Source organism: Metabacillus mangrovi, from assembly GCF_009711125.1.
GTDB classification, from domain to species: domain Bacteria; phylum Bacillota; class Bacilli; order Bacillales; family Bacillaceae; genus Metabacillus_B; species Metabacillus_B mangrovi.
In genome coordinates, this window is sequence record NZ_WMIB01000017.1 from 1 (window position 1) to 21,333 (window position 21,333).

General features: G+C 45.7%; 21 protein-coding genes. 8 read left to right on the plus strand and 13 right to left on the minus strand.

Annotation, left to right across the window (positions count from 1 at the left end):
• Positions 1 to 195 (plus strand): hypothetical protein (locus tag GKZ89_RS21085; protein WP_206672152.1); only part of this gene is annotated, 195 nt, incomplete at its 5' end.
• A gap of 22 nt (positions 196 to 217) precedes the next feature.
• Here GKZ89_RS21085 and GKZ89_RS14785 read toward each other — a convergent pair.
• From GKZ89_RS14785 to GKZ89_RS14815, 8 genes are all read right to left on the minus strand, one after another.
• The gene (locus tag GKZ89_RS14785) at positions 218 to 832 is read right to left on the minus strand and encodes a PH domain-containing protein (RefSeq protein ID WP_155113181.1); all 615 of its coding nucleotides are present in this window, start codon (positions 830 to 832) and stop codon (positions 218 to 220) included.
• A 65-nt stretch (positions 833 to 897) separates the two neighbouring features.
• The gene (locus GKZ89_RS21290; protein WP_241680277.1) at positions 898 to 1,488 is read right to left on the minus strand and encodes a class I SAM-dependent methyltransferase; all 591 of its coding nucleotides are present in this window, start codon (positions 1,486 to 1,488) and stop codon (positions 898 to 900) included.
• Positions 1,466 to 1,921, minus strand: a complete 456-nt coding sequence (locus tag GKZ89_RS21295; RefSeq protein WP_241680274.1) for a hypothetical protein — start codon at positions 1,919 to 1,921, stop codon at positions 1,466 to 1,468. Before GKZ89_RS21295 ends, GKZ89_RS21290 begins: the two co-directional genes overlap by 23 nt.
• Before the next feature lie 124 nt (positions 1,922 to 2,045).
• On the minus strand, positions 2,046 to 2,753 hold the full coding sequence (locus tag GKZ89_RS14795) for an ABC transporter ATP-binding protein (protein ID WP_155113182.1): 708 nt from the start codon (positions 2,751 to 2,753) through the stop codon (positions 2,046 to 2,048).
• A complete protein-coding gene (locus GKZ89_RS14800) occupies positions 2,750 to 3,889 on the minus strand; it encodes an ABC transporter permease (protein WP_155113183.1) in 1,140 nt (379 codons plus the stop codon). Before GKZ89_RS14800 ends, GKZ89_RS14795 begins: the two co-directional genes overlap by 4 nt.
• Positions 3,886 to 5,061: an ABC transporter permease gene (locus GKZ89_RS14805; protein ID WP_162356924.1), complete on the minus strand. Its 1,176-nt coding sequence runs from the start codon at positions 5,059 to 5,061 to the stop codon at positions 3,886 to 3,888. Before GKZ89_RS14805 ends, GKZ89_RS14800 begins: the two co-directional genes overlap by 4 nt.
• 41 nt (positions 5,062 to 5,102) lie before the next feature.
• Positions 5,103 to 6,761: a DUF6583 family protein gene (locus GKZ89_RS14810; protein ID WP_155113185.1), complete on the minus strand. Its 1,659-nt coding sequence runs from the start codon at positions 6,759 to 6,761 to the stop codon at positions 5,103 to 5,105.
• Between the two features lie 297 nt (positions 6,762 to 7,058).
• The gene (locus tag GKZ89_RS14815; RefSeq protein WP_155113186.1) at positions 7,059 to 8,264 is read right to left on the minus strand and encodes a class I SAM-dependent rRNA methyltransferase; all 1,206 of its coding nucleotides are present in this window, start codon (positions 8,262 to 8,264) and stop codon (positions 7,059 to 7,061) included.
• A 120-nt stretch (positions 8,265 to 8,384) separates the two neighbouring features.
• On the opposite strand from GKZ89_RS14815, the gene GKZ89_RS14820 reads away from it, so the two are divergent.
• Positions 8,385 to 9,449 (plus strand): oxidoreductase, encoded by a 1,065-nt coding sequence (locus GKZ89_RS14820; RefSeq protein ID WP_155113187.1) that lies wholly within the window; start codon positions 8,385 to 8,387, stop codon positions 9,447 to 9,449.
• A 31-nt stretch (positions 9,450 to 9,480) separates the two neighbouring features.
• Here GKZ89_RS14820 and GKZ89_RS14825 read toward each other — a convergent pair whose 3' ends face one another.
• The 3 genes from GKZ89_RS14825 to GKZ89_RS14835 form a co-directional block, all read right to left on the minus strand.
• Positions 9,481 to 10,068, minus strand: a complete 588-nt coding sequence (locus GKZ89_RS14825) for a hypothetical protein (RefSeq protein WP_155113188.1) — start codon at positions 10,066 to 10,068, stop codon at positions 9,481 to 9,483.
• A gap of 12 nt (positions 10,069 to 10,080) precedes the next feature.
• Positions 10,081 to 11,265, minus strand: coding sequence for a ParM/StbA family protein (locus GKZ89_RS14830; RefSeq protein ID WP_155113189.1), 1,185 nt, complete (start codon positions 11,263 to 11,265; stop codon positions 10,081 to 10,083).
• A 408-nt stretch (positions 11,266 to 11,673) separates the two neighbouring features.
• The gene (locus GKZ89_RS14835) at positions 11,674 to 12,999 is read right to left on the minus strand and encodes a DUF2252 domain-containing protein (RefSeq protein WP_155113190.1); all 1,326 of its coding nucleotides are present in this window, start codon (positions 12,997 to 12,999) and stop codon (positions 11,674 to 11,676) included.
• Positions 13,000 to 13,122: 123 nt separating this feature from the next.
• Between GKZ89_RS14835 and cidR the strand changes: the two genes are divergently transcribed.
• The 4 genes from cidR (at position 13,123) to GKZ89_RS14855 (ending at position 15,339) form a co-directional block, all read left to right on the plus strand.
• On the plus strand, positions 13,123 to 14,001 hold the full coding sequence (gene cidR, locus GKZ89_RS14840) for a cidABC operon transcriptional activator CidR (protein ID WP_155113191.1): 879 nt from the start codon (positions 13,123 to 13,125) through the stop codon (positions 13,999 to 14,001).
• A gap of 167 nt (positions 14,002 to 14,168) precedes the next feature.
• Positions 14,169 to 14,684, plus strand: a complete 516-nt coding sequence (locus tag GKZ89_RS14845) for an acyl-CoA thioesterase (protein WP_155113192.1) — start codon at positions 14,169 to 14,171, stop codon at positions 14,682 to 14,684.
• Between the two features lie 21 nt (positions 14,685 to 14,705).
• Positions 14,706 to 15,074 (plus strand): hypothetical protein, encoded by a 369-nt coding sequence (locus tag GKZ89_RS14850; protein WP_155113193.1) that lies wholly within the window; start codon positions 14,706 to 14,708, stop codon positions 15,072 to 15,074.
• 121 nt (positions 15,075 to 15,195) lie between these two features.
• Positions 15,196 to 15,339: a hypothetical protein gene (locus GKZ89_RS14855; protein WP_155113194.1), complete on the plus strand. Its 144-nt coding sequence runs from the start codon at positions 15,196 to 15,198 to the stop codon at positions 15,337 to 15,339.
• Between the two features lie 157 nt (positions 15,340 to 15,496).
• Here GKZ89_RS14855 and GKZ89_RS14860 read toward each other — a convergent pair whose 3' ends face one another.
• Positions 15,497 to 16,882 (minus strand): amino acid permease, encoded by a 1,386-nt coding sequence (locus GKZ89_RS14860; RefSeq protein ID WP_155113195.1) that lies wholly within the window; start codon positions 16,880 to 16,882, stop codon positions 15,497 to 15,499.
• Positions 16,883 to 17,228: 346 nt separating this feature from the next.
• On the opposite strand from GKZ89_RS14860, the gene GKZ89_RS14865 reads away from it, so the two are divergent.
• On the plus strand, positions 17,229 to 18,689 hold the full coding sequence (locus GKZ89_RS14865) for an alpha-amylase (protein ID WP_155113196.1): 1,461 nt from the start codon (positions 17,229 to 17,231) through the stop codon (positions 18,687 to 18,689).
• A gap of 42 nt (positions 18,690 to 18,731) precedes the next feature.
• Here GKZ89_RS14865 and GKZ89_RS14870 read toward each other — a convergent pair whose 3' ends face one another.
• On the minus strand, positions 18,732 to 20,450 hold the full coding sequence (locus GKZ89_RS14870; RefSeq protein ID WP_155113197.1) for a glycoside hydrolase family 13 protein: 1,719 nt from the start codon (positions 20,448 to 20,450) through the stop codon (positions 18,732 to 18,734).
• 97 nt (positions 20,451 to 20,547) lie between these two features.
• Between GKZ89_RS14870 and GKZ89_RS14875 the strand changes: the two genes are divergently transcribed.
• Positions 20,548 to 21,228, plus strand: coding sequence for a helix-turn-helix transcriptional regulator (locus GKZ89_RS14875; protein WP_155113198.1), 681 nt, complete (start codon positions 20,548 to 20,550; stop codon positions 21,226 to 21,228).
• Positions 21,229 to 21,333: the final 105 nt, after the last annotated feature.

The window sequence follows — 21,333 nt, forward strand, 5'->3', positions numbered from 1 at the left end:
ATCTTGGCCTCATCTCCTCTGCCCTCATTATATTTTGAATCAGAGGAGGTGTCCAAACGAGTTAGGGGGCCTGAGAGATATACTCTGAAAATCGTCGATATCAAAACGCAGGTCAATATTTCGCTAAAAAAAACCGTTGTCTCAGCCGACAGGAGCCGTTTTTCAATAGCCTGCAGGCAGAAAGCCCGGTTCTGAATAGCAGAACCGGGCTTTCTCTTTAATTATTAATGTATTTTTCAAACACGTAGCCGAAATCTCTGATGCTGTACTGCTTTTTCGTGTCCATCATCCAGTTGAATGCAGTCTGGTTCATTTTTTTGAATTCTTCGGAGAGGTTTCCGTCGGTGCTTCTCATGTTGCCGAGAGTCGTGGATGCCATTTGCAGACTTTGCTTCGCATATTCCAGGGCCTGGTGGCTTTCACGGTTGATTTCAGCAATTTTGATCAAGGCTTTGTAGAGGTCTTTCAGCTCTTCCAGGTGTTTTTTATGTACATCAATGGAGAAAGCTGTGTTTCCGAGCTTGAATTTAATCTCTACGTCCAGGTCGACCGTGCCGGCTGTTTCGAGGAAAACATCGGTAATCTTATTGGCGCGGTACTCGAAGCGCTTCAGGGTGCGTTTTTTGCTGGCTGCGCTTGCTCCATCAAGATGTACCAGGGCCCGGTTGGTGAAGCAGTATTCGTCCGCTTTTGATTTGATCAAGAAGTAAATGCGCTCATTATCCTCGTGCAGGATGTAGTCATCCGCATCCACCTTATCAAAATCCGCAGGCTTGATGACACTTCCAATATCGCTGAGTCCCAGCATATCTGACGCTACTTTTCCAAACATTGTCCTCTTCCTCTCTTCATTCAGGCTGCTATTATTTACGTCTTACCTTGTAAAAAGTTTCATCATTATCTTGGACGGGCAATGATCCCGTTGTGCACTTTGATGTAACCGTGACGGAGAATATCAAAACCGCCTTCATACATGTACAGCCCCATCTGCCGGATATCCATCAGCTCCCGGTACGTATGATTCATGACGTCCGCCATAATGGTGTAGAACAGCTTCGATTTCATCTGCAGCCTCGGTGTTGTCATGATCACATAGCCTCCAGGCTTTAAAAACCTGCGGTGCCAGTCCATGACCTCTCCTTTGAGCTCGTCTGGAAAATGCTCAAGCAGTCCGACACTGAGGATGATATCGAATTCTTTTCCAAATGATAGATTGCGGATATCTTCCACGATGTACGTGATCTTCATCTGATCTTTAAACCATACTTTGAGACTTCCTGTTGCAGGATTAGTGCCGAGAAACGGATACGTCTCAGGGAAGTGCCCGAACCGGTCAGTTTTGCAGAATTCGTCATAGTCAGCCATCACAATCTCTCCGCCGGGATACATGGCATGGAACTGCATAGCTTCATACCCTTCAGCTGCCCCGAGAAACAGGATCCTCGGTTTGCTGACATCCAAGCCTTCAAACGGGGCCCCATACACCATCTTCAATCCGGTGGGCATAATTCCAAAGCGACAACCGGACCGTTTCACCCAGAGCTTCCTTCACATCGGCAAGCCGGAACCGTGCCAGATGGCTTTTCAGTTCCTGCCTGCTTTTGGTGAGCTCCCCCGGTACGTCTTTTACAAACCACTCATGAAAGGAGCGGTTGAAATATTCCCATGACGTTTTAACAGACATCTCTCCGTTTTCCTTTTCATACGTGCGCTTCGATTTGGCCACCGTCCGGACTTCGTAAGGCTTGCGGGCTTCCTTCCAGGTCAGCTGGGACCAATCACTGACAAGGCCTGCATGAAAAAATCGGTCCCGGTGCCCATCATGCCTCATATCAATGCGGTAGCTTGGCAGAAGCTCGGTAACCCCCGCATCATCCTCGGTATAGCGAAGCGGTCTGTCAGCTGCTGTCATCCATTCCAATAAAATCACGCTCCAATCGGATTTTATACGCGGAAGGAATAAGTGCTTGATTAAGAGAGGGCGCCGGTAGATTTGCGTATACCTTTCCTATTCCATACAAAATTAAAAAACCCTTCAAGCCCATTCACTGCAGCATCGCATATACCCAGTCGCTCCCTTTATCAGAGGAGTAGCGCTCCTCTGCCTCGGAAGCGGTTCCGACAAACGAAAAAGCACCGTTCTTGAGCACGCCGATCCGGTCAAAAAGGGTTACGATTTCGTTCAGGTCATGGGTGGTATACACAATCGTTTTTCCATCCTGTGCCAGCCTTTTAACAAGCTGATTGATCTCAAGCTTGGACTGCAGATCAATCCCGACAGTCGGTTCATCCATCAGAAGAATATCAGGATCATGGATGAGAGCCGCTGCAATGTTCAGTTTTCGCTTCATTCCTCCGGAGAGGCTGCTCACTTTTTCGTTCCACTGGTCCTCGAGCTTTACGTCCGAACACAGCTTTTTCAGTTCGTCCTTAGTTGCCTTGGATTTCGAAAGCCTGCCGAAAATGGTCATGTTCTCTTTAACTGTGTTTTGCTCCCAAAGGGCGACATCCTGAGGGACGTAGCCTATTTTCCGACGGACCTGTTTTTTCTGTTTTTTACTATCCAGACCGCCGATCTGCGCAGTACCCTGATCCTGGACGGAAATCGTCGCAAGGATGGAGAGAAGAGTGGATTTCCCTGCACCATTCGGCCCGAGCAGTCCAAAGACCTCCCCTTCCGGAATTGTGAGTGACACACGGTTCAGCGGCTGTTTTTTGCCGTAGGATTTTGAGACATTCTGAATCTCGATCATCGGGTCCTCCTTAAGCGTGACATAGCTGTAAAAATAAAGGCCGCGCCCAAAAGCATAAACACATACAGCGCCGGACCTGCACCACTCCGCCAGGCAAGTACCGGTCCTTGCGGAAACCACTTTTCCGCTTCCTTAAGCTGCGGCAGAATTTCACCAGCCGGCAGAATGCTGCCTCCAAACAGGCTGATGAGAAATATCCACACTGTGCTTGCTGTATAATAATTTCCCGGATAAGCGGAAAATGCCGCTATGAGAAGCTGCACAGACATAGTGAACAAAATAAAAATGCTCATCGGGAACAGCAGTGACAGCGGTGCAGAAGGATCCAGCTGTCTGGTGATGGTCCAGCTGACGATTCCCTGCAAAAGATGGACCGCAGCAATGAATCCGAACGATTTCAACATGTATTCATTTAATCCGGCCGGGGTTGTAGTAATTCTTTTGAAAAGGGCGTCCCGCTCTTTAATGATCCAATCACATGAAATCATACACAAGACAAGGGTGATTGCCGTCCATATTTGAAGCGGACCCGGCAGGAATCCTGCTTTCTCTCCTGTCTCAGGCATTTGGGCTCCGCTGACCGCTGCCTCATTGTACTCGATGGTCATGAGCGGTTCCGGTTCCCATTGCTGATCCGCATACTGGTAAGCCTCATCCCGGAGGTTCCCGGATGCGGGAAAAGCAGCATTGTATTGATCAGCCAGCTTCTCCACCCGATCTGCTGCTTTGGCGTTCGATGTGAGCCGGATGATTTCACTGGCAGCCATTTCCCTTACTACTCCGGATGCAACAGATAAAGGAGTGGTCCTCAGTTCGATCAGTTCTTCCCGGTCTCCATTATTGACCGCTTCTTCAAAACCGTTTTTGATGATAAACACTGTGTCTGTTTCTTCACGAAGCAGCAGGTTTTGGGCTTCTTTACTCCCAGTCTCCTCAAGCTCTAGCCGCTCCTGCTGCTTAAGCCTTTTTATCAATGTCTTCGAGAGGTCTGACTGATCCTGGTCTACGACGGCTACCGGAATAGACAGATCCCCCTCAACCTCCCCTGAAAAATAATGGATAGCGAGTATCGCCGCTGCGGGCAGGAAAAGCAGAAGGAGGAGATAGGGCAGCTTTTTCAGCCTTCTCTGCATCATTTGAAAGCACCCGCTTCCTTGATTAAAGATCCAAGCCCCATCATCAGCATAATGCCTGCGAGAAGAGCTGCAAGGGTTCCAAAACCTTCCAATCTCCCGTCAAATAGAGCGAAGGCGGTTTCGAGTGCATATGTATTAACCGTAAAAGCATGATAAGGCTCGAGCCATGAAGGGAGGTAAAAATCGGGAATAAAATGACCGCCCAACAGGCAGCCGGCCGCAATGATCAGAGCAGACATCAGCTGAAAAAGCCAATCCATTTTAAACAGTGCGGACAGAAAAGCGAACAATGAAGCAAACAGCATAGCAGTCAGCACTGTCCCTGCTGCTGCCGGCAGCAGATTTTCCCCATTCCATATACCAGCCTGTTTTAAAGTAAACAGACCGAGAAAAAGCAGGGGAAGGAGGAAAACACCCGCAGTCATCCATTCGGCCGCTGTCCTCTTCCACGGATTCACCTGGTACAGCAGAAGACGTGATGCCACTCCTTCCGTCACCTGTCCCCTCATAAAGAGAAGAATTTGATAGGACCAGACCATCTGAAGCAAAACAAAAATCGAGATCCCGTAGTAAGACAGGACATTTTTGATAAACAGGCTGTTTTCCTGCGTTTGTTCGAACACTTCATTCCGTCCCAGTGCGTGGAGGGAAAAAGAGAGCAAATCCTTGCGGTATTCTTTTTTTACGACCTCTTCCGGCAGTTCTGCCCTGATCATAAAATCATAGACCGTATTAATCCCGCTCTGGGCAGCAGACGTATAATCCGCAGCACTCTCCATAATCTGCCGGAACAAATAGGCCTGCAGCGGCTTTTCACTGTTCCCTGTTACTGTGAGAGGCACATTTACTCCATTTATTACGCTTTTACTGAAGCCCTCAGGGAGAACAGCAATTCCTGCTATCTGATTCTCTGCGAGCATTTTTAAGGCCTCATCCTCCGTCGTCACAACCGGCTGTATAACCTTTGTGATTTCTTCACTGCCAAGAAGCTGCTTGATGACATATTCAGTCTGAACCGTCTGGTCAAGATCCACGATCGCCGCTTTAAATGGTTCAAGGCGTTCCTTGTCGGTGAACGCCTTGCCCGCAATATAAGCCGATCCGCCCATTAAAATGAGCGGAACGGTGAAAAGGAAAAGGAGAACTTTCCACTTTCTCAGTAAACCTTTCAAAAAAAACCCGGTTAGATAAAAGATTGGTTTCATCCCCTGTGTCAGAATAACCCGAGATCAAGGAACAGCCTCTGAATGTTCAGAGTGATATCTTTTGAGATCATATCCATATCCTCAGGTGTCACTTCGTTTACATTTACAGCATCCTGGACATCCAATTCAGGCAGATCTGCTTTTTCCTTCAGCTTTGATTCAAGATCTGCCTTTAACGAAACGTTTATGTTGCCCATCTCATCTCCGCCGTTTAGTTCAAGGTCAAATACTTGTTTGCTGGTCTGATCTTCAGCATCAACATTCTGCTCCTGAACTAATTTCCCTGTTAAGCTTACAGGGTTCATTTCCCCGTCAGACTTTAGTGTGAAACTTCGGTCAGCAGTTTGCTTTGCAGCGGTTTTCCCCTTAATATCGGATTCCATTGTGAAGGTAAGGCTCTCTTGCTCAGTGCCGGTGCGGATCTCTGCTTTCAGGTTTTCTTTGCGGTTCTCATCATCTTTTTTCACACTATTGTTTGTTAGAAGGAATTCAACTTTCTCTCCCTCTGAAGAGGCATTGACCTTAAGCTCCTGGTCACGTTTATTCCCGTTGTCATAAGCCACATCAACCGTGTGAATGCTGATTGGCACTTCTGAGCCATCGCCTGTTACGGTCAGATCCATCTTTCGGTCAATGACCTGCTCATCCCCGTTGATCAGGATAACGGACGTGAATCCTTTTGGTAATTCAGCACCCTTCAGCTCTTTCCTCGCATCTTCCAGCCCCTCAACAAAATCCTCTTTCGTTTCTGCTGCTCCAATCATATCCATCTGATTCACATTATAGTTTGCCAGTTTTGTAACTCGGGAGCTTACGATGCTATGAAGCTTTTCATCTTTAATCATCCGTTCAAAAAGATTGTCCAATAGCGCTTTCGTTTCTTTTTCGGAAAGCTTCATCGTAACCTGTGTCACGTTCAGATCTTCTCCGTTATGTTCATATGATACGTTGTCTTTTTTCGTAAAATACTCATCTTTCAGCTCTTTATAAAGAAAGTCTCCATAAGTCTCTTTCAAATGCGTTTCTTCTTTTTCAGACAGCTCAAAATCCTTCATGCTCAGAGGTTCCAGGTTCAGCTTTTCCGGCCCTGAATATGAAGGGTCCGTCTTGCGCATAAACTGTCCGTATTCATCCGTATTCAAATAAAAAGGCTTGTCGTAAAGGGCAGGAACGGCAGCTGCAAGCTGCACTGGGGACTGATGGAGCTCCAGATTCAGGAGTTCTTCCCCTTCAAGCTCCACTCCGGCTTTTGTAAAGCTCTTATTCGCCTTCGGATCCTGCTCTGTTTCAGTCGTAATCGAAAGTCCGGCCAAAAGCTCCTGCATCATTTCAAGCTCTGGCGGCAAGTACGCATCCGTTCCAAATCCGCCTGTTATCTCGGCTTTCGTACTGGACGGCTGTTCTGTCATTTTTTCCTGAAAATCAGCCAGTTCCCCGTTTTGATCTTCGAGCTCTTCGCCGGCTTTTTCCAGTGTTTTGATCTCAGATAGCAGATACAGCTGTTTCGGGGATTTATTCGCAAATAGGGCGAAGGCTGCTGTGCCGCCAATCACTAAAAACGCTACAATTCCGGCAATGACCCATTTGAGCGGAAACCCGGGCTTTTTCAAGTTAGGAGCGGTCTCAGTCGCTGCTGCGGTCTCTGACCTTGTTGTTCGATTGTCCATTTTGATTCCTCCAGTATATGTATTATGGATAAATAATTTCCAGACACAGCTTATATCATAAAAAAACATATTTTCAAATTCTATACATTCGACAATCTTTGCACATTATCCTTCCATATTCCCGTGCTGATTGATTCAGAAAATGATGCATACGGGTCTGAAATACCTATACCCTTCCGAAGGAAAATAAAACTATAAAATACTTAATTTTACATATAAAGAAAGCCAATCTGCAACGAGCCGATCCGCAGTCATCTCAAAAAAACCCGGAAAACGGTTTCCGGGTTTAGAGACGGTTTATTTTTGAGAGCCTGATTTGTTGACCTGAACAAAAAACACTTTTAAATAGTTGCCCTGCTTATATGAAGGAATGGTCTTGAAGTCATCCGGCAGGCTGAAGCTTTCCAGGATCCGGCAGGAAATGCCGGATTCTTTAAAAGCCTGATCAATGAATCCTTGAAATTTCTTTTCACTTACATTGGCCGCATTCGTAGAAGCGATGATTATTCCATTGTCAGCGGTAAGCCGGATCGTATCCTTCAGCAGATTTTTGTAATCTTTGGCTGCACTGAAGGTGTTTTTCTTCGTTTTGGCGAAGCTTGGGGGATCGAGGACAACAAGATCATATACCTTGCCTTTTTTGGCTGCGTATTTAAAATACTTAAATACATCCTCCACGATGATTTCCTGTGCTTCATGGTCGATCCCGTTTATGCTGAACTGTTCAATCGTTTTGGGCAGACTGCGGTTTGCCACATCTACACTGACCGTCCTGGATGCCCCTCCAAGCGCTGCAAATACAGAAAAGGCACCTGTGTAGGAAAACATGTTCAGAACCGCTTTACCGGCAGCATACTTGTCTCTAATGGCTTTCCTTACTTCCCTTTGGTCAAGAAACACACCGACCATGGCCCCTTCATTTAAATAAACGGCGAACTGGACCCCGTTTTCTTTTACAAGCAGCGGAGAAGGAGCCTCTTCTCCTGAGACAAAATCATCCTCTTCAATATAACCGCCTTTTTCATTAAACCGCTTCTTTTGATAAATGCCCTTTGGCTCCACCGCTTTCTCGATAGCCTGGACGATTTCCGTTTTGAAGCGGTAAATTCCTGCGCTGTACCAGTTGATCAGGCAAAAGCCTTCAAAGTAATCAATGGTCAAACCGCCGATTCCGTCCCCTTCTCCATTAAAAAGACGAAAGGCTGTTGTTTCAGCACTTTTTAAGTAAGAAGAACGGTATTCAACAGCACTGCGGATTTTCCTGTTAAAAAAACGCTGATCGATCTCTTCTTCCTGATTTGCTGTCAAAAGCCAGCCAACCCCTTTATTTTGCAGCCCATGGTAGCCTGTCCCGAGGTATCTGCCCTTCGGATCCGACAGGATAAAAAGCTCCCCCTCTTCCGAGAGTGCATCCGGATTGGTGACCGAAGCTCTCTCCACAAGAGGGAGCCCATCTATATATTCACCTGCAGCAGCAGGTTTTGCCTGTAATTTTTTTATCATTTCCTTCACTCCGAATCCAGTAATCTTTCCTCTGCCCGAGTATAACATACGATAATTTTGCCGTGTTTTGCTAAAATTATGAATGTATGAGACAAGCAAATAGAAAATGGGGGTTTTTACATGACGCTGAACGTTGGTTTCATCGGCTTCGGGAAGAGCACCACAGTTTTCCATCTTCCCTATCTGCAAATCAGGGACAACCTTAAGGTTAAGAAAATTTACAGCCGGACGAAGAAAACGGAAATGGAAGAGCCATACAAAAAGGACGGGATCGAATTCGTCTATGATCTGCAGGAGCTGCTCGCGGATGAATCGATTTCCCTGATTACGATTTGCACCTCTGATGAAACACATTATGACTTTGCAAAAGCATGCCTCGAACACGGCAAGCATGTTTTAGTGGAGAAGCCTTTCTCTTTTACAGGCGAAGAAGCCAGAGAATTGCTGAGGCTTGCTGCAAGCAGAAATTTAATCATTATGCCTTATCAGAACAGGCGGTTTGATTCAGACTTCCTCGCTGTTCAGCAGGCGCTGGAAAGCGGAAAACTGGGAGACCCCGTCGAAATTGAATCCCATTTTGATTACTACCGGCCGGAAGCTCCGGATTCGCCGGAAAGCAGCCGGTATAAGGGAGCTGTCTACGGTCTGGGCGTTCATTTAATCGATCAGGCCGTCTCTTTATTCGGAAAACCGGAAAAAATGTATTATGATATCCGGTCGGTACGGAATCCGGGCAATCCAGACGACTATTTTCATATTGAGCTTTTTTACAGCGGTTTCAAGTATATTCTCAAGATGAGCCATCTTGTAAAAGAACCTTACCCAAAGTTTCTGATTCAAGGAACGAGTGGAACGTTTATTAAATACGGCATCGACCAGCAGGAGGACCATCTCAGGAAGCTCGGAAAAAAACCGGGCGAAGAAGGATTTGGTGAAGATCCTGAAGCTTCTTACGGGAAACTCATCTACATGGAGAACGGCATGGAGAAAACAGACATTCTCCCTACTCCTCTCGGGGATTACGGGAAGATCTACGACCTGTTATACGACTCGATCGTTCACGGCAAGCCAAAACCGGTAAGCAATAAAGAAATTGAAACGGTGATTGAAATCATGGAGCGCGGAGTAAACGGAGCGAATCCGAAAGTCCTGACCTTCACGGTGGAAGATGAAGGAATTTCCTAGGAAATGAAATAAAGCTCCCTCAACGGGAGCTTTATTTGTTCATGCTTGACAGGAAATCACCGAGCAAATCATCTGCGCTTTCTTCTGTTTCATCTGATTCCATTTCACTGTTCCGGACTTCCTGCTGGACCCGGTCAAAGCTAAAGCCTTCCAGGTCATCATCTGAGTCATCCCAATCTGCAGCCTTAGTGTTCTCTTCGGCTTTAACAGGAAAAGGGGCAGGTTCAGAGGCTGCTGCAGTCTGCTCTTCAAACAGGATCAGCTCCTCCGGATCGAGTGTATGGCTGTTCAGACTGGCAAGAAGTGCTGTTGCCCTCACTGGATCTGCAAGAAGCTGGTGAATCATGCTTCCTAGCAGCGCTTCTGAGTGCTCGTGCTTCAGCCAGTTTCTTTGTTCTTTCGTCAGCTGCCGGGGAAGCGGAATGGTAAGAGTCTGCCTTTCTTTTGAAAGAGATTCACTTACCCCCTTCATGACAAATTCTCCAATCCTGCTCGAAAAATTTCTCTTTTCGGTTTCCTTCAGACGCGCTAGCTGCTTAAGCAGGTGATCGGGAGTATCAGAGGGGACCCGAAATGTAATGGCCTGGCCCCGCTCTATACGTTTTTCCGACGGTTTCATCTAGTCATCACCTTATTTGGATGAGGAAGCCGGCTGCTTTTCATCCTTTTTTTCTTGTTTTGTATGTTTGCGGACAAAATCAGAGATCAGCTTGTAATAAGCATTGGACATCATCCAGATGCTCTCTTTCTCATCCTCGAAAAATTCAATGTTGTATCCGTCGAGATTATTATTCAATGCCTTTAAATAATCCTTCAGTACAGATGCACCGCCCCCTACAAAGTAGCAGATCTCCGTCTGGGAATTGCGTTGCCAAACATTACGCAGGAAGCGATATTGTTTCTTCGCAAGCTCCAGCAAAATACGGTCTGTAATATCGTGAACGCTTGTCCGGCTTCCGCGCACCATAATATGGTTGCGGTCATTTTTGCGGGTAATAATGTCCACCACATCACGCCTGCTGTCCAATTCTACCCCATGCTTCGTCCGAATTTCTTCGCGGATTGCCTCAAGCGATTCAGAAACACCCAGATTGAAGCCCTGTGCTTTATCATCGTCTACATTCCGGTTCCGTATCACCGCGATATCTGTAGAAAGACCGCCGATATCCTGAATCAGAATACGTTTGTCGATCAGGTCTTTATTGATAATGTTCAAATCGTTATCCATCACAAGGTTCACGAATGCTGCGAAGCCCTCCGGATATACCTTCACCTCATCAAAACGGATATTGATCTTCAGCCCCTGGTACTTCGGGGTTACAAGGAATTCCACCTGATGGACAGAGCCCAGAAGCTGTGAACGGTAACCGACATCTTTTCCTTCTTTTACTTCCCTAAGCGGAAGCCCGGTTCCGAGCGTATAGTTTGCGTCAATGACTTGGTTGTTCTTTTTAAAGCCTTTTTCAGAAGTTCCTTCAACTGCATCAAGTGCCAGAGAAGCAAACAGCATCACGAGCGTCTGATCTTCCTCTGACTTGCTGCTGCCCGGGTCTAGTTCTGTCGAATTATTGCTTTTTGTAGCAAGGCTTCCAACTCGGTAAATCACGTTGTTTTCTTTCAAAGCAGGGGAGTGCACTTTAATGTGAATGTTTTCCAGTGGATCTTTTTCATTTAATTCTTCTATTCCGATTACCGGACGATCCTCTAAATCTCTTGCGATTACGTTTGGTATGTATAGTTCTGCATCAAGTTTTCCGAAAAGTGCCTTCACGGCATCGTTGCCTACATCTACTGCGGCAATTCTTGAAATGGTCATGGTCATACTTCCTTTCATGTTAAGTTCCATACACCATTCGAAAGCATGGCTTATTTTTAAGGTAATACATATGGCCAATTCTTTCAATACAGGAATTATTATGTTTGCAATTTTGTTTACTTGATTACTTTTCTGTATACAAGAAGCTTAACTTTGTATACATGTTTACTTTTGTGTACACATCTTGTCAAATCAACATGCGTACAACTTTGTGTACATGTTTACACTTTTGTCCACATGAGTATTCTTTTTGTATACTTGTAAACTTATTTGTAAACATCTAAAAATCAAGCTGAAATTCCAGAAAAACCAGACTAAAAGAGAAAATAAATTTGCGTACAAATAAAGAGAAAATATAAAAATGCCCTACAAAAGAGGATAAAAAAAGAGAAATGCAATCTGCATTTCTCAAAAATCATTGAGCCATTCCAGGAAGATCCCATAATCAGAATTGGTCTGGCGTTTGTAGGCAATTGCAGCAAAAGAGAGTTGATCAATAAAACGGCTAGGATCAGGACCGATTGCTTTCATAATTTCTAGTTCACTATGATGGGTAAGCAAAGCATCCTGAAAATCAGCATCCGATCTGGAGTGGATTTTAGCAGTGATCTTACCCATTGTTTCAAGTGCTGCATCCATAGCATGAAGATCCGCTATATGCTTAGCTTTTAATTTCTTTTTAAACGGTGAACGTTCCCGTATATAAAAATGCCGATTCTCAAATGTTACATAGCCAAGGAACGGGTCTTCGTGATGATGCATGGCTTTCTGTGTAGCGATTACCCTTTCTCCCTGATGGACGTGTTCATCCCAGAACTGGCTGCTTTGAGGGAGGAAGAAGCCAGGTACCGGAGCCCGAACCTCTTTCATTTCCAAGACAAGATCGTCACTCCCCTGATTCCCTTCGATTAATAGATAAAATCGGTCCAATCCGATAGAAGCGGTACCTGAGCCATGCTTCCTGGCAATATCCTTAATGAAATAATAGGAAAGTTCCTTCCGGTCCTCCTGGTCCAGCGTTGAGATGTAGTCCGGCCACACTTTCCGGATTGCATCCTGTTCTGCATCGGCAGCCGGCTGAATTTCTTCGGACCATTTGAACTTCCTTTTTCCCGTCTCTGTCAGCTCGGTATAATCGTCCAATAATTTATTACCCGTTCTTTTGCGGAGCTTTTTTAAAAGCTTGCGTATCGGATTCTTTACGTTATTCTCGGTAATATAAAATGAAACGGGGTTGTCCTTCCGGTTAACAAAGCGTTTTACCTGTGCACAATATGCATGAAGAAACGTTCTGATCCGCTGCTCCTGCTCCACCTCATTAACGTCCTCAGCTTCTAAAAACAAAGCGATGCTGACAGCCATCCTGAGCACATCATAGAGGTAAGAACCCATTGTGCCTTCATCAAAATCATTTACATCATAGACAATGTCCCCCTTTTCATTCTGAAACGCACCGAAGTTTTCAAAATGCAGATCGCCTTGAATCCAGGTTGGCTTGTCTTCCGGAGTATGAAATGAAAAAGGGATTTTAGTAGTATCAAAATAGAAAAGGTAGGCACTGCCTCTGAAAAACCGAAACGGGCTTTCCGCCATTTTTCTGTATTTTTCAAGTCTCATATGCCGGGGAAGATTCATGATTTCACCGTCAAACTCATGAAGTACAGCATCAATCGTTTGCAGGCGAAGCTTTTTTCTCGTACTCATTGTGCGTTCTGCCATACTTGCATAATTCATCTGATCCACCGCCTGTCTATTCTAAAATAAGTATATTCCTAATTAACCAATCATGCAAAAGAGGGAGGAAAAGGAAGCAGCTGGTCTGCTAAGATGGATATAGATGGATAGGAGGATGACAGAATGGATATTAAGCATCTTCAGTATTTTATTGAAGCCGTAAACTGCAAAAGCTTCACAAGAGCAGCTGACCGGCTGTTCATTACTCAGCCGACCATCAGCAAAATGGTGAAAAACCTTGAGGAGGAGCTTGGGGTTCAGCTTTTTGAACGCTCACGCAAAAAGCTGATCCTTACAGATGCCGGTCAGGTCATTTACGACCAGGCGAAGCTGATCGATAAAGCGTTCACCAACCTGCAGCAGGAGCTGGATGAATTAAGGAACCTCAAAAAAGGAGTCATTCGCCTTGGCCTTCCTCCCATTATCGGGACAAGCTTTTTCCCAAAAATGATTGGCGCATTTCACAAAAAGTATCCCGATATTACTTTTCATCTGGCGGAACACGGCTCCAAGCGGATTGAAGAAGAAGTAGCATCCGGCATCCTTCACGCCGGTGTTGTCGTTCTTCCTGCAAATGAAGATGCGTTCGAAACGCTGCCCTATAAAGAAGAGAACTTCAGGCTTGTCCTTCATCCGGAACACCCTTTTGCACACCGGCAAGAAATAGAATTGCCGGAGCTGAAGAGAGAACCTTTCATCCTTTTTAACAAGGATTTCGTGCTGCACGACCGGATTCTCTCTGCATGCAGCAAGGCAGGGTTTCAGCCAAAGGTAGTATCGGAGAGCTCTCAATGGGAATTTATCGAAGAAATGATTGCCTGCGGTTTGGGAGCAGCGCTTTTTCCGGAGAGCATCTGTCAAAATCTATCCTCTAAAGTGTGCACTTTAAAAATTGTAAACCCCTCGATCACCTGGAAATTAGCTGTTATTTGGAAGAAAGAACAGTACCTCCCGTTTGCAGCAAGAGAATGGCTTTCCTATACAAGAAACCAATTGTTATAAGGATCTGGAGGTCCCCCTTCCGGTTCTTTTCCGCGTATATTCATTATTGGAAGCAGTTACATAGATAAAACGAATGATCAGCATAAAAACTATCCATTTTACTTCCATTTCTTCTCATCATACACTAGCCCTGTAGAACAGATCAGGCAGGAAAGGATTTGGGTGGAATGGAAGCGAAACGAGCAACAGAGAGCCGCATCGTGAATACAGACCAGGTATTGACCTGCGATTTAAATAACTACAACACCTTGTTCGGCGGAGTGCTGATGAAAAAGCTGGACAGCTGTGCAACATTGTCTGCAAGACGCCATGCCCGTGCTAAGGAATGCGTTACTGCGTCAACGGATTCCATCGATTTCCTCTGTCCAATTCATCAGACAGATTCGGTATGCATCGAGTCCTTCGTGTCTTTCACGGGGAAAACATCTATGGAAATTTTCTGCAAAGTCATCGCTGAGGATATGATGAATGGGAATCGCCGGATTGCAGCTACTGCCTTTTTGACCTTTGTAGCCCTGGGTGAGGATAAAAAGCCGCTTGAAGTGCCGGCTGTCATTCCCGAAACGGAAGAAGAAAAATTTCTGTTTGAGACTGCAGACGGAAGGGCTGAGATGAGGAAGATTCGGCGGACTAAAAGCAAGGAACTGGCTAAAAACATTACACTCAGCAAGCCATGGGACTAATTTAAGAGAGGCGGGAACACAATGGTAGCGGTGTCAAGTCTGGAAGAGTTAAAAACCATGCAAGATGAATTGAAAAAAGTGCAAGCAGAACATCCTGGTCTTTATACTAAATGGCTCCATCTCGTAAATCTCACTCGGCAGCTTCAATTTAAGCATCATTTTATGGGAACCCTGCTCTTGGATACCGAACCAGGCAGATATTATCCCGACGCCGCAAAGGCATCCGTCATTCGTTTATATGTAGAAGAAGCGGAGAAACTGAAGCAGGATCCGCAGTTTCATTTACTGCAGGCCATTTTACGGAACCACTCTGAAGCAGGTTTTTCAAAAATCAGCCGGCTATCCTTGGGGCATTCTCCCGAGTCGCTCGCAGGCGTCTCCACAGCCTGATAGATCCTGCTAGTCATTTCCAGGAAAATGACGAAAAATTTAATCCTCCATCCTATTGATTTTCCCTTCAAATCCGGTTATCCTTCTTTCTGGATAGGAATAATTTTTTGGAGGAATGGCAATGGAGAAGGGATTTCGAATGGCAGCAGATATGGTATACCGCCAGCCGGAATTTATTCGGGTAAGTATCTACATTATGCTTGGAGCCCTGGCAGTCGTTTGCGGATATGGAATCGGCCGTCTTGCAGGCCTGCTTTTATTTTAATAAAACGAACAAAGCCGCCCCTGCTGTTGCCGGGACGGCTTTTTACTTTTAACGATAGGAGGCTTGGGAATGAAGCTCAGCTCTCTGAGACCAGCTTCATCAATTCCTGACAGAACAGGTAACGAAGCTAGGGACGACCGCTCTATAAGCCGCCCGTTCACTCACCAGGTGTATAGCTCCGCTTATGAAAGCCTTTTGCATAATAAACGACAAGCAGCACAGCGAACCAGATGGGACCTACGATGAGAGCCACTCTTGTATCCGCACTGAATGCCATCAGGACGATAACCATACCGAGGAACGCCAATGCCAGGTAGTTGGCGATCGGGAACAGCGGCATTTTGTATTTCAGGTTTTTCACTTGCTCCGGGCTCAAAGATCTCCGGTAGCGCATTTGAGACAGGAGGATGATCCCCCAAGTCCAGATGGCTCCAAATGTAGAGATGCTCGTGACCCAGACGAATGCTTTTTCAGGAACCAAATAGTTCAGGACGACACCGATCAGCAGGGCTGCCGCAGATGTCAGGATCGCAGCTCCAGGAACACCATTTTTTGTGACCTTGCCATAGGTGTTCGGCGCCTCCCCTTGCTGGGCAAGGTTAAACAGCATCCGGCCTGTGCTGAAGATGCCGCTGTTGCAGGAGGAAAGTGCTGCTGTGAGCACGACAAAATTAATGATTCCTGCCGCTCCCGGAATTCCCAGTTTTTCGAAGGTCAGCACGAACGGGCTGCCCTGAGTCCCGATTTCATCCCACGGGTAGATTGACATGATGACAAATAATGCGCCGACGTAGAAAATCAGGATGCGCCAGAATACGGTATCAATCGCTTTTGCCAGGGATTTCTCAGGATTTTTTACTTCACCTGCTGTAACACCGATCAGTTCGATTCCAAGAAAGGCAAACATGACCATCGATAAGGACAGCAGGACACCTTCCAGTCCGTTGGGGAAGAATCCTCCGTTGCTCCACAAGTTGGAGATCCCGGTTGCGACTCCGCCGTTCCCGATCCCAAAGATAATAATCCCTGCTCCAATCACAATCATTCCGATGATTGTGACAATTTTAATCAAGGCAAACCAAAACTCGAGCTCTCCATATGCTTTTACAGCGAGAAAGTTAACGAGTGTCATAATAATAAGTGCGAGCAGCGCCCAAATCCATGGTGCGACCTGTTCTTCAGGCACCCAGACGGTCATATACTTGGCAACTGCCGTTATTTCGGCCATACAGGTGACGACCCATAGGAACCAATAATTCCAGCCGGTCAAAAATCCCGGAAGCGGTCCAAGGTAATCACGTGCGTAACGGCTGAATGAACCGGCTACCGGCTTTTGAATCGCCATTTCCCCGAGAGCCCTCATGATAAAGAACATGACCATGCCGGCAAAGGCATAGGCAAGCAAGATTCCCGGCCCCGCCATTTCGATGGCAGCCGCGGATCCAAGAAAAAGCCCTACCCCGATGGCAGCCCCGAGCGACATGAGGGTGATATGCCTCTGCTCTAGTCCCCTTTTCAGCTCATTGTTCTGCTGATTTTGCATAAATATGACTCCTTCCAAAAACGTTTGCTGACTCTATATTAACAGAGCATTGGGACATTGCCACTATCATCTTTTGCAAACTGCCATTCCCTATCATACCACAAGTCAGAACGTGATTTTTGATACCGCTTACATTAAATAAAAGTTAAAAAATTCTTTTTCTAATAGCATTAAGAATTATACTATGAAATCCTACCACGATTCATACTGTAAAACCAGTACAAGCCTTTAGTACTTTTGGCCGAATTAATTCCTTGCATTATGAAAAATAATCCGGCAAAAGGTTTACAAGCCCCTCATTTAAGGCTATTTACCTTTATAGAAGTTAAAAGATGGAGGAATGAATATGCCGCAGAATCACACGATGATGCAGTTTTTTGAATGGCATCTGGATGCAGACGGGGAACACTGGAAGAATTTAGCGAAGATGGCGCCGGAACTGAAGGCGAACTGTATCGATTCTGTTTGGATTCCTCCCGTTACAAAAGGACAGTCTGCAGAAGATACCGGTTATGGAATTTATGATTTGTACGACATTGGAGAATTTGATCAAAAAGGAACGGTTCGAACAAAATACGGAACAAAACAGGAACTGATTGAAGCGATTGTTGCCTGTCATAAAAACGATATTCATGTTTACGCGGACGTTGTGATGAATCACAAAGCCGGAGCAGATGAAACGGAAACATTCAAGGTCGTTGAAGTGGACCCGGATGACCGAAGCAAAGTCATCTCGGAGCCTTTTGATATTGAAGGCTGGACAAAGTTTACGTTCCCGGGCAGAGGGGAGCGCTATTCCTCCTTTAAGTGGAACTTCGGCCATTTTAACGGGACCGATTATGATGCGAAAACCGGCAAAAACGGAATTTTCCGCATCTTAGGCAAAGGGAAAGACTGGAACGAAAATGTAGACAGTGAGTTCGGGAATTATGACTACTTAATGTTTGCGAACATTGATTATGATCATCCGGATGTTCAGCAGGAAATGATCGGCTGGGGCAAATGGCTTGCCGATACATTAAACTGTGACGGATACAGGCTGGATGCGATTAAGCATATCAATCATGAATTCATTAAAACGTTTGCGGAAGAAGCTTCAAAGCACCGCGGGGATGATTTCTATATGGTGGGTGAATTCTGGAATTCCGAGCTTGCTGCATGCCAGGAGTTTTTGGATAACATTGACTATCAAATGGATTTATTCGATGTCTCCCTGCATTATAAACTGCATGAAGCATCCCTTGCGAAGCGGGATTTTGATTTAACGACGATTTTTGACGATACCCTCGTCAATTCCCATCCTATGAATGCAGTTACCTTTGTCGACAATCATGATTCCCAGCCTAACGAAGCACTCGAATCATGGGTTGGTGACTGGTTTAAGCAGAGTGCCTATGCACTGGTTCTCCTTAGAAAAGACGGCTATCCATGCGTATTTTACGGAGATTACTATGGAATTGGCGGCGAAGAGCCGGTAGAGGGGAAAAAAGAACAGCTGGATCCTCTGCTGAACGCCCGCTGCAACAAAGCCTACGGGGATCAGGATGATTATTTTGATCATCCGAATACGATCGGCTGGGTCCGGAAAGGACACGAAGAAAAGGAAGGTTCCGGTCTCGCTGTTGTCATTTCCAACGGGGATGAAGGAGAAAAGCGGATGTTTGTCGGAGAAGACCGCTCAGGAGAAGTGTGGGAGGATCTTACAGGGAACAGACAGGATACCGTGAAAATCGGAGAGGATGGCTTCGGGCTTTTCCCTGTGAACGGTGAAAGTGTTTCAGTATGGGCGCTTCCTGATCAAGCATAAAAGAAAGAAAGATCCGCTGAGAAATCAGCGGATCTTTCTGTTTCAGCAGCGGATCCATTTAAAGGACAACGGGTCCATTTTTAAAACGTTCCCTTCCGTTATCTCTGCCCCGTCCAGTACATCTGTGCCGCTTGCCGGACTTGTTACCTCAGCAGGTGTTTCACGGTTGTTAAAGATGGCAAGGATCGTTTCCTCTTCATGCTCCCGCATCATCATAAACAGGTTTTCTTTTGCGTACAGCGTCCTGTATGTTCCGCTTGTCAGTGCCTTGCTGGATTTACGGATATGGATCAGCTTTTTGAAAAACTCCAGCAGGTCCCCGTTGCGTTCCTTCTCATCCCAGATCATACAGTTTCTTGACTGCGGCTCTTCGCCCCCGCTCAGTCCCAGTTCATCTCCATAATAAATATAAGGGACTCCGATATAGGCGAACTGAAACGCAGCAGCGAGTCTCATCGATGCTTCTCTCTCCCCGCATTCTGTCATGAACCGTTTCGTATCATGACTGCCCACCAGGTTCCACATCTGGCGTGTGACAGAATCCATATAGATGGTCCGGTTGTACGTGAGGATATCATCAAATTCTTCTGCAAGGATGGTACGTGTACCGAAAAAATCTGCCATCGCCCCTTTAAACGGGTAATTCATAATGCTGTCCATCTGGTCGCCTTTCAGAAACGCGCTCGATTCATGCATAATTTCCCCAATGATGACTGCCTCCGGGTTCGCTGCCTTCACTCTCTTCCTGAAGGCCCGCCAGAACTCATGATCCACCTCGTCGCTGACATCCAGTCTCCAGCCATCAATTCCAGCGTCTTTTATCCAGAACTCCGCCACGTTTAACAAGTAATCGCGGACCTCCGGATTGGACGTGTTCAGCTTTGGCATCTCCGGAATTCCGACAGCGAATGTATAGTAATTGATTTTTTCCTCGCTGACCGGATAGCTGTCTGCAAAATACCAGTCTTTGTATCTCGAATTCTCCTGATTTTCCAGCAGGTCCTTGAAAGCAAAGAAATCACTTCCCGTATGGTTAAACACGGCATCAAAAATCACCTTCATGCCTTTTTCATGGCACTTGCGGATCAGTTCCTTCGCCGTCTCAAGCGAACCGAACTGCGGGTCGATCGAGAAATAGTCTGCGGTATTGTATTTGTGGTTGGAAGAGGAGGGAAAAACGGGCGTCATATAAACAACGGTAACGCCGAGATCCTCAAGGTAATCCAGCTTATCCATAATCCCTTGAAGGTCCCCCCCAAACTTGGAAGCAGCCGTTATCTCACTTCCCCACGCCTGAGTACCCGGTGGATTGATGGAAGGGTCTCCATTATGAAAGCGGTCAGGGAAAATCTGATACACGACTGATTTTCCATGCCATTCCGGCTGCTCATATACATCTGCTTCTGCAATGTATGCATACTGAAACGCGGTCATCTCGTTCTTCTCTAAATCATGTGTTCTGAAGCCCCGTTCATCATAAAAAAGCAGATTCCCTTCCTGATCTGTAAGTTCAAAATAGTACCGGTACCGGTTGCGTTCCAGCTGGACGTTGGCTTCAAAGAATGCAAAAAGGCCGGTTGATTCTTTCAGCTTCATCTCCTTTATATAAAAAGAAGAGGTCCAGTCATACCGGTCTTTATAACGGATGACACATTTTTTCAGGTCTCCCCTTGCTGCGCGGAGCCGGACAGTGAGCGTATGATCGTCTTTCGGGTAAGCGTAAGGAACATCCGGCAAATGGTAAACAGCATACTTATTCATTCAAACTCTCTCCTATGAAAACATTTTTTTCTTGCACTTCCATCAAATGGACTATAATAGAGGCAGAAGAATCATGATTTATGAGGTGTATAAATCCATGCATGAAACATATTGCTCCGATCCCCACCTGTTCACGATAGATGCAGCATGTCTGATCGAATCAAGAGATAAACCAAAAATGATGGAGCTTATTTCAGCTAAACATAAAGAAGAAACGGAACAATTCCTCGCCCCTGAAGAGAAGAAAATTGACCTCTACATCTGGAATGCTGTATACACCAGAGAAATCATGAAGCTTGGTGTGACCAAAAAATACCTACACACCCTCTACAACCGGTTTTATTCAGTCATCCCGAAGCAAATCCGTCTGCAGGAGCTTCAATCGCTCGAGCTTGAAATGTCCTCTGCCTACTTTGATCTGGTCATCCATGACATAGAAGTGACAAAAAGCTTTACAGCCAATAAAATACTGCCTTATCTCCATATGAACATCGAAAATCATGTCTCCATCAGAAAACTTGCGGAAGATCTCGACATATCAGCCAGTTATGCTTCCTCCTGCTTTAAAAAGGAAATGGGCATCAGCATCATGAAATATGCGAAAAAAATTAAAATTGAACGCGCCAAACTGCTGCTCTCCACTACGACCAAAAGCATATTTGAAATCAGCATGATTCTCTGTTTTCATGACCAGGGACATTTCAGCAAAACCTTCAAAACCTTTACCGGCATGTCTCCATCCCAATACAGACGGAAACTGCCGGCTACGCAATCATAGTTCATCATGCAGACCCCGTTTTATCTATTTATCTTTTTTTATGTATATTTTTGCTGTGAAATTTTAGAGATAAAGGTTAGAGGATTGAATTGCTGAGCTTTGCGC

Coding starts and splice junctions, on each gene's coding strand:
- GKZ89_RS14785 (WP_155113181.1), bottom strand. CDS start 832: ATGTTTGGAAAAGTAGCGTCAGATATGCTGGGACTCAGCGATATTGGA.
- GKZ89_RS21290 (WP_241680277.1), bottom strand. CDS start 1,488: ATGGTGTATGGGGCCCCGTTTGAAGGCTTGGATGTCAGCAAACCGAGG.
- GKZ89_RS14795 (WP_155113182.1), bottom strand. CDS start 2,753: ATGATCGAGATTCAGAATGTCTCAAAATCCTACGGCAAAAAACAGCCG.
- GKZ89_RS14800 (WP_155113183.1), bottom strand. CDS start 3,889: ATGATGCAGAGAAGGCTGAAAAAGCTGCCCTATCTCCTCCTTCTGCTT.
- GKZ89_RS14810 (WP_155113185.1), bottom strand. CDS start 6,761: ATGGACAATCGAACAACAAGGTCAGAGACCGCAGCAGCGACTGAGACC.
- GKZ89_RS14815 (WP_155113186.1), bottom strand. CDS start 8,264: ATGATAAAAAAATTACAGGCAAAACCTGCTGCTGCAGGTGAATATATA.
- GKZ89_RS14820 (WP_155113187.1), top strand. CDS start 8,385: ATGACGCTGAACGTTGGTTTCATCGGCTTCGGGAAGAGCACCACAGTT.
- GKZ89_RS14825 (WP_155113188.1), bottom strand. CDS start 10,068: ATGAAACCGTCGGAAAAACGTATAGAGCGGGGCCAGGCCATTACATTT.
- GKZ89_RS14830 (WP_155113189.1), bottom strand. CDS start 11,265: ATGACCATTTCAAGAATTGCCGCAGTAGATGTAGGCAACGATGCCGTG.
- GKZ89_RS14835 (WP_155113190.1), bottom strand. CDS start 12,999: ATGAATTATGCAAGTATGGCAGAACGCACAATGAGTACGAGAAAAAAG.
- cidR (WP_155113191.1), top strand. CDS start 13,123: ATGGATATTAAGCATCTTCAGTATTTTATTGAAGCCGTAAACTGCAAA.
- GKZ89_RS14845 (WP_155113192.1), top strand. CDS start 14,169: ATGGAAGCGAAACGAGCAACAGAGAGCCGCATCGTGAATACAGACCAG.
- GKZ89_RS14850 (WP_155113193.1), top strand. CDS start 14,706: ATGGTAGCGGTGTCAAGTCTGGAAGAGTTAAAAACCATGCAAGATGAA.
- GKZ89_RS14855 (WP_155113194.1), top strand. CDS start 15,196: ATGGAGAAGGGATTTCGAATGGCAGCAGATATGGTATACCGCCAGCCG.
- GKZ89_RS14860 (WP_155113195.1), bottom strand. CDS start 16,882: ATGCAAAATCAGCAGAACAATGAGCTGAAAAGGGGACTAGAGCAGAGG.
- GKZ89_RS14865 (WP_155113196.1), top strand. CDS start 17,229: ATGCCGCAGAATCACACGATGATGCAGTTTTTTGAATGGCATCTGGAT.
- GKZ89_RS14870 (WP_155113197.1), bottom strand. CDS start 20,450: ATGAATAAGTATGCTGTTTACCATTTGCCGGATGTTCCTTACGCTTAC.
- GKZ89_RS14875 (WP_155113198.1), top strand. CDS start 20,548: ATGCATGAAACATATTGCTCCGATCCCCACCTGTTCACGATAGATGCA.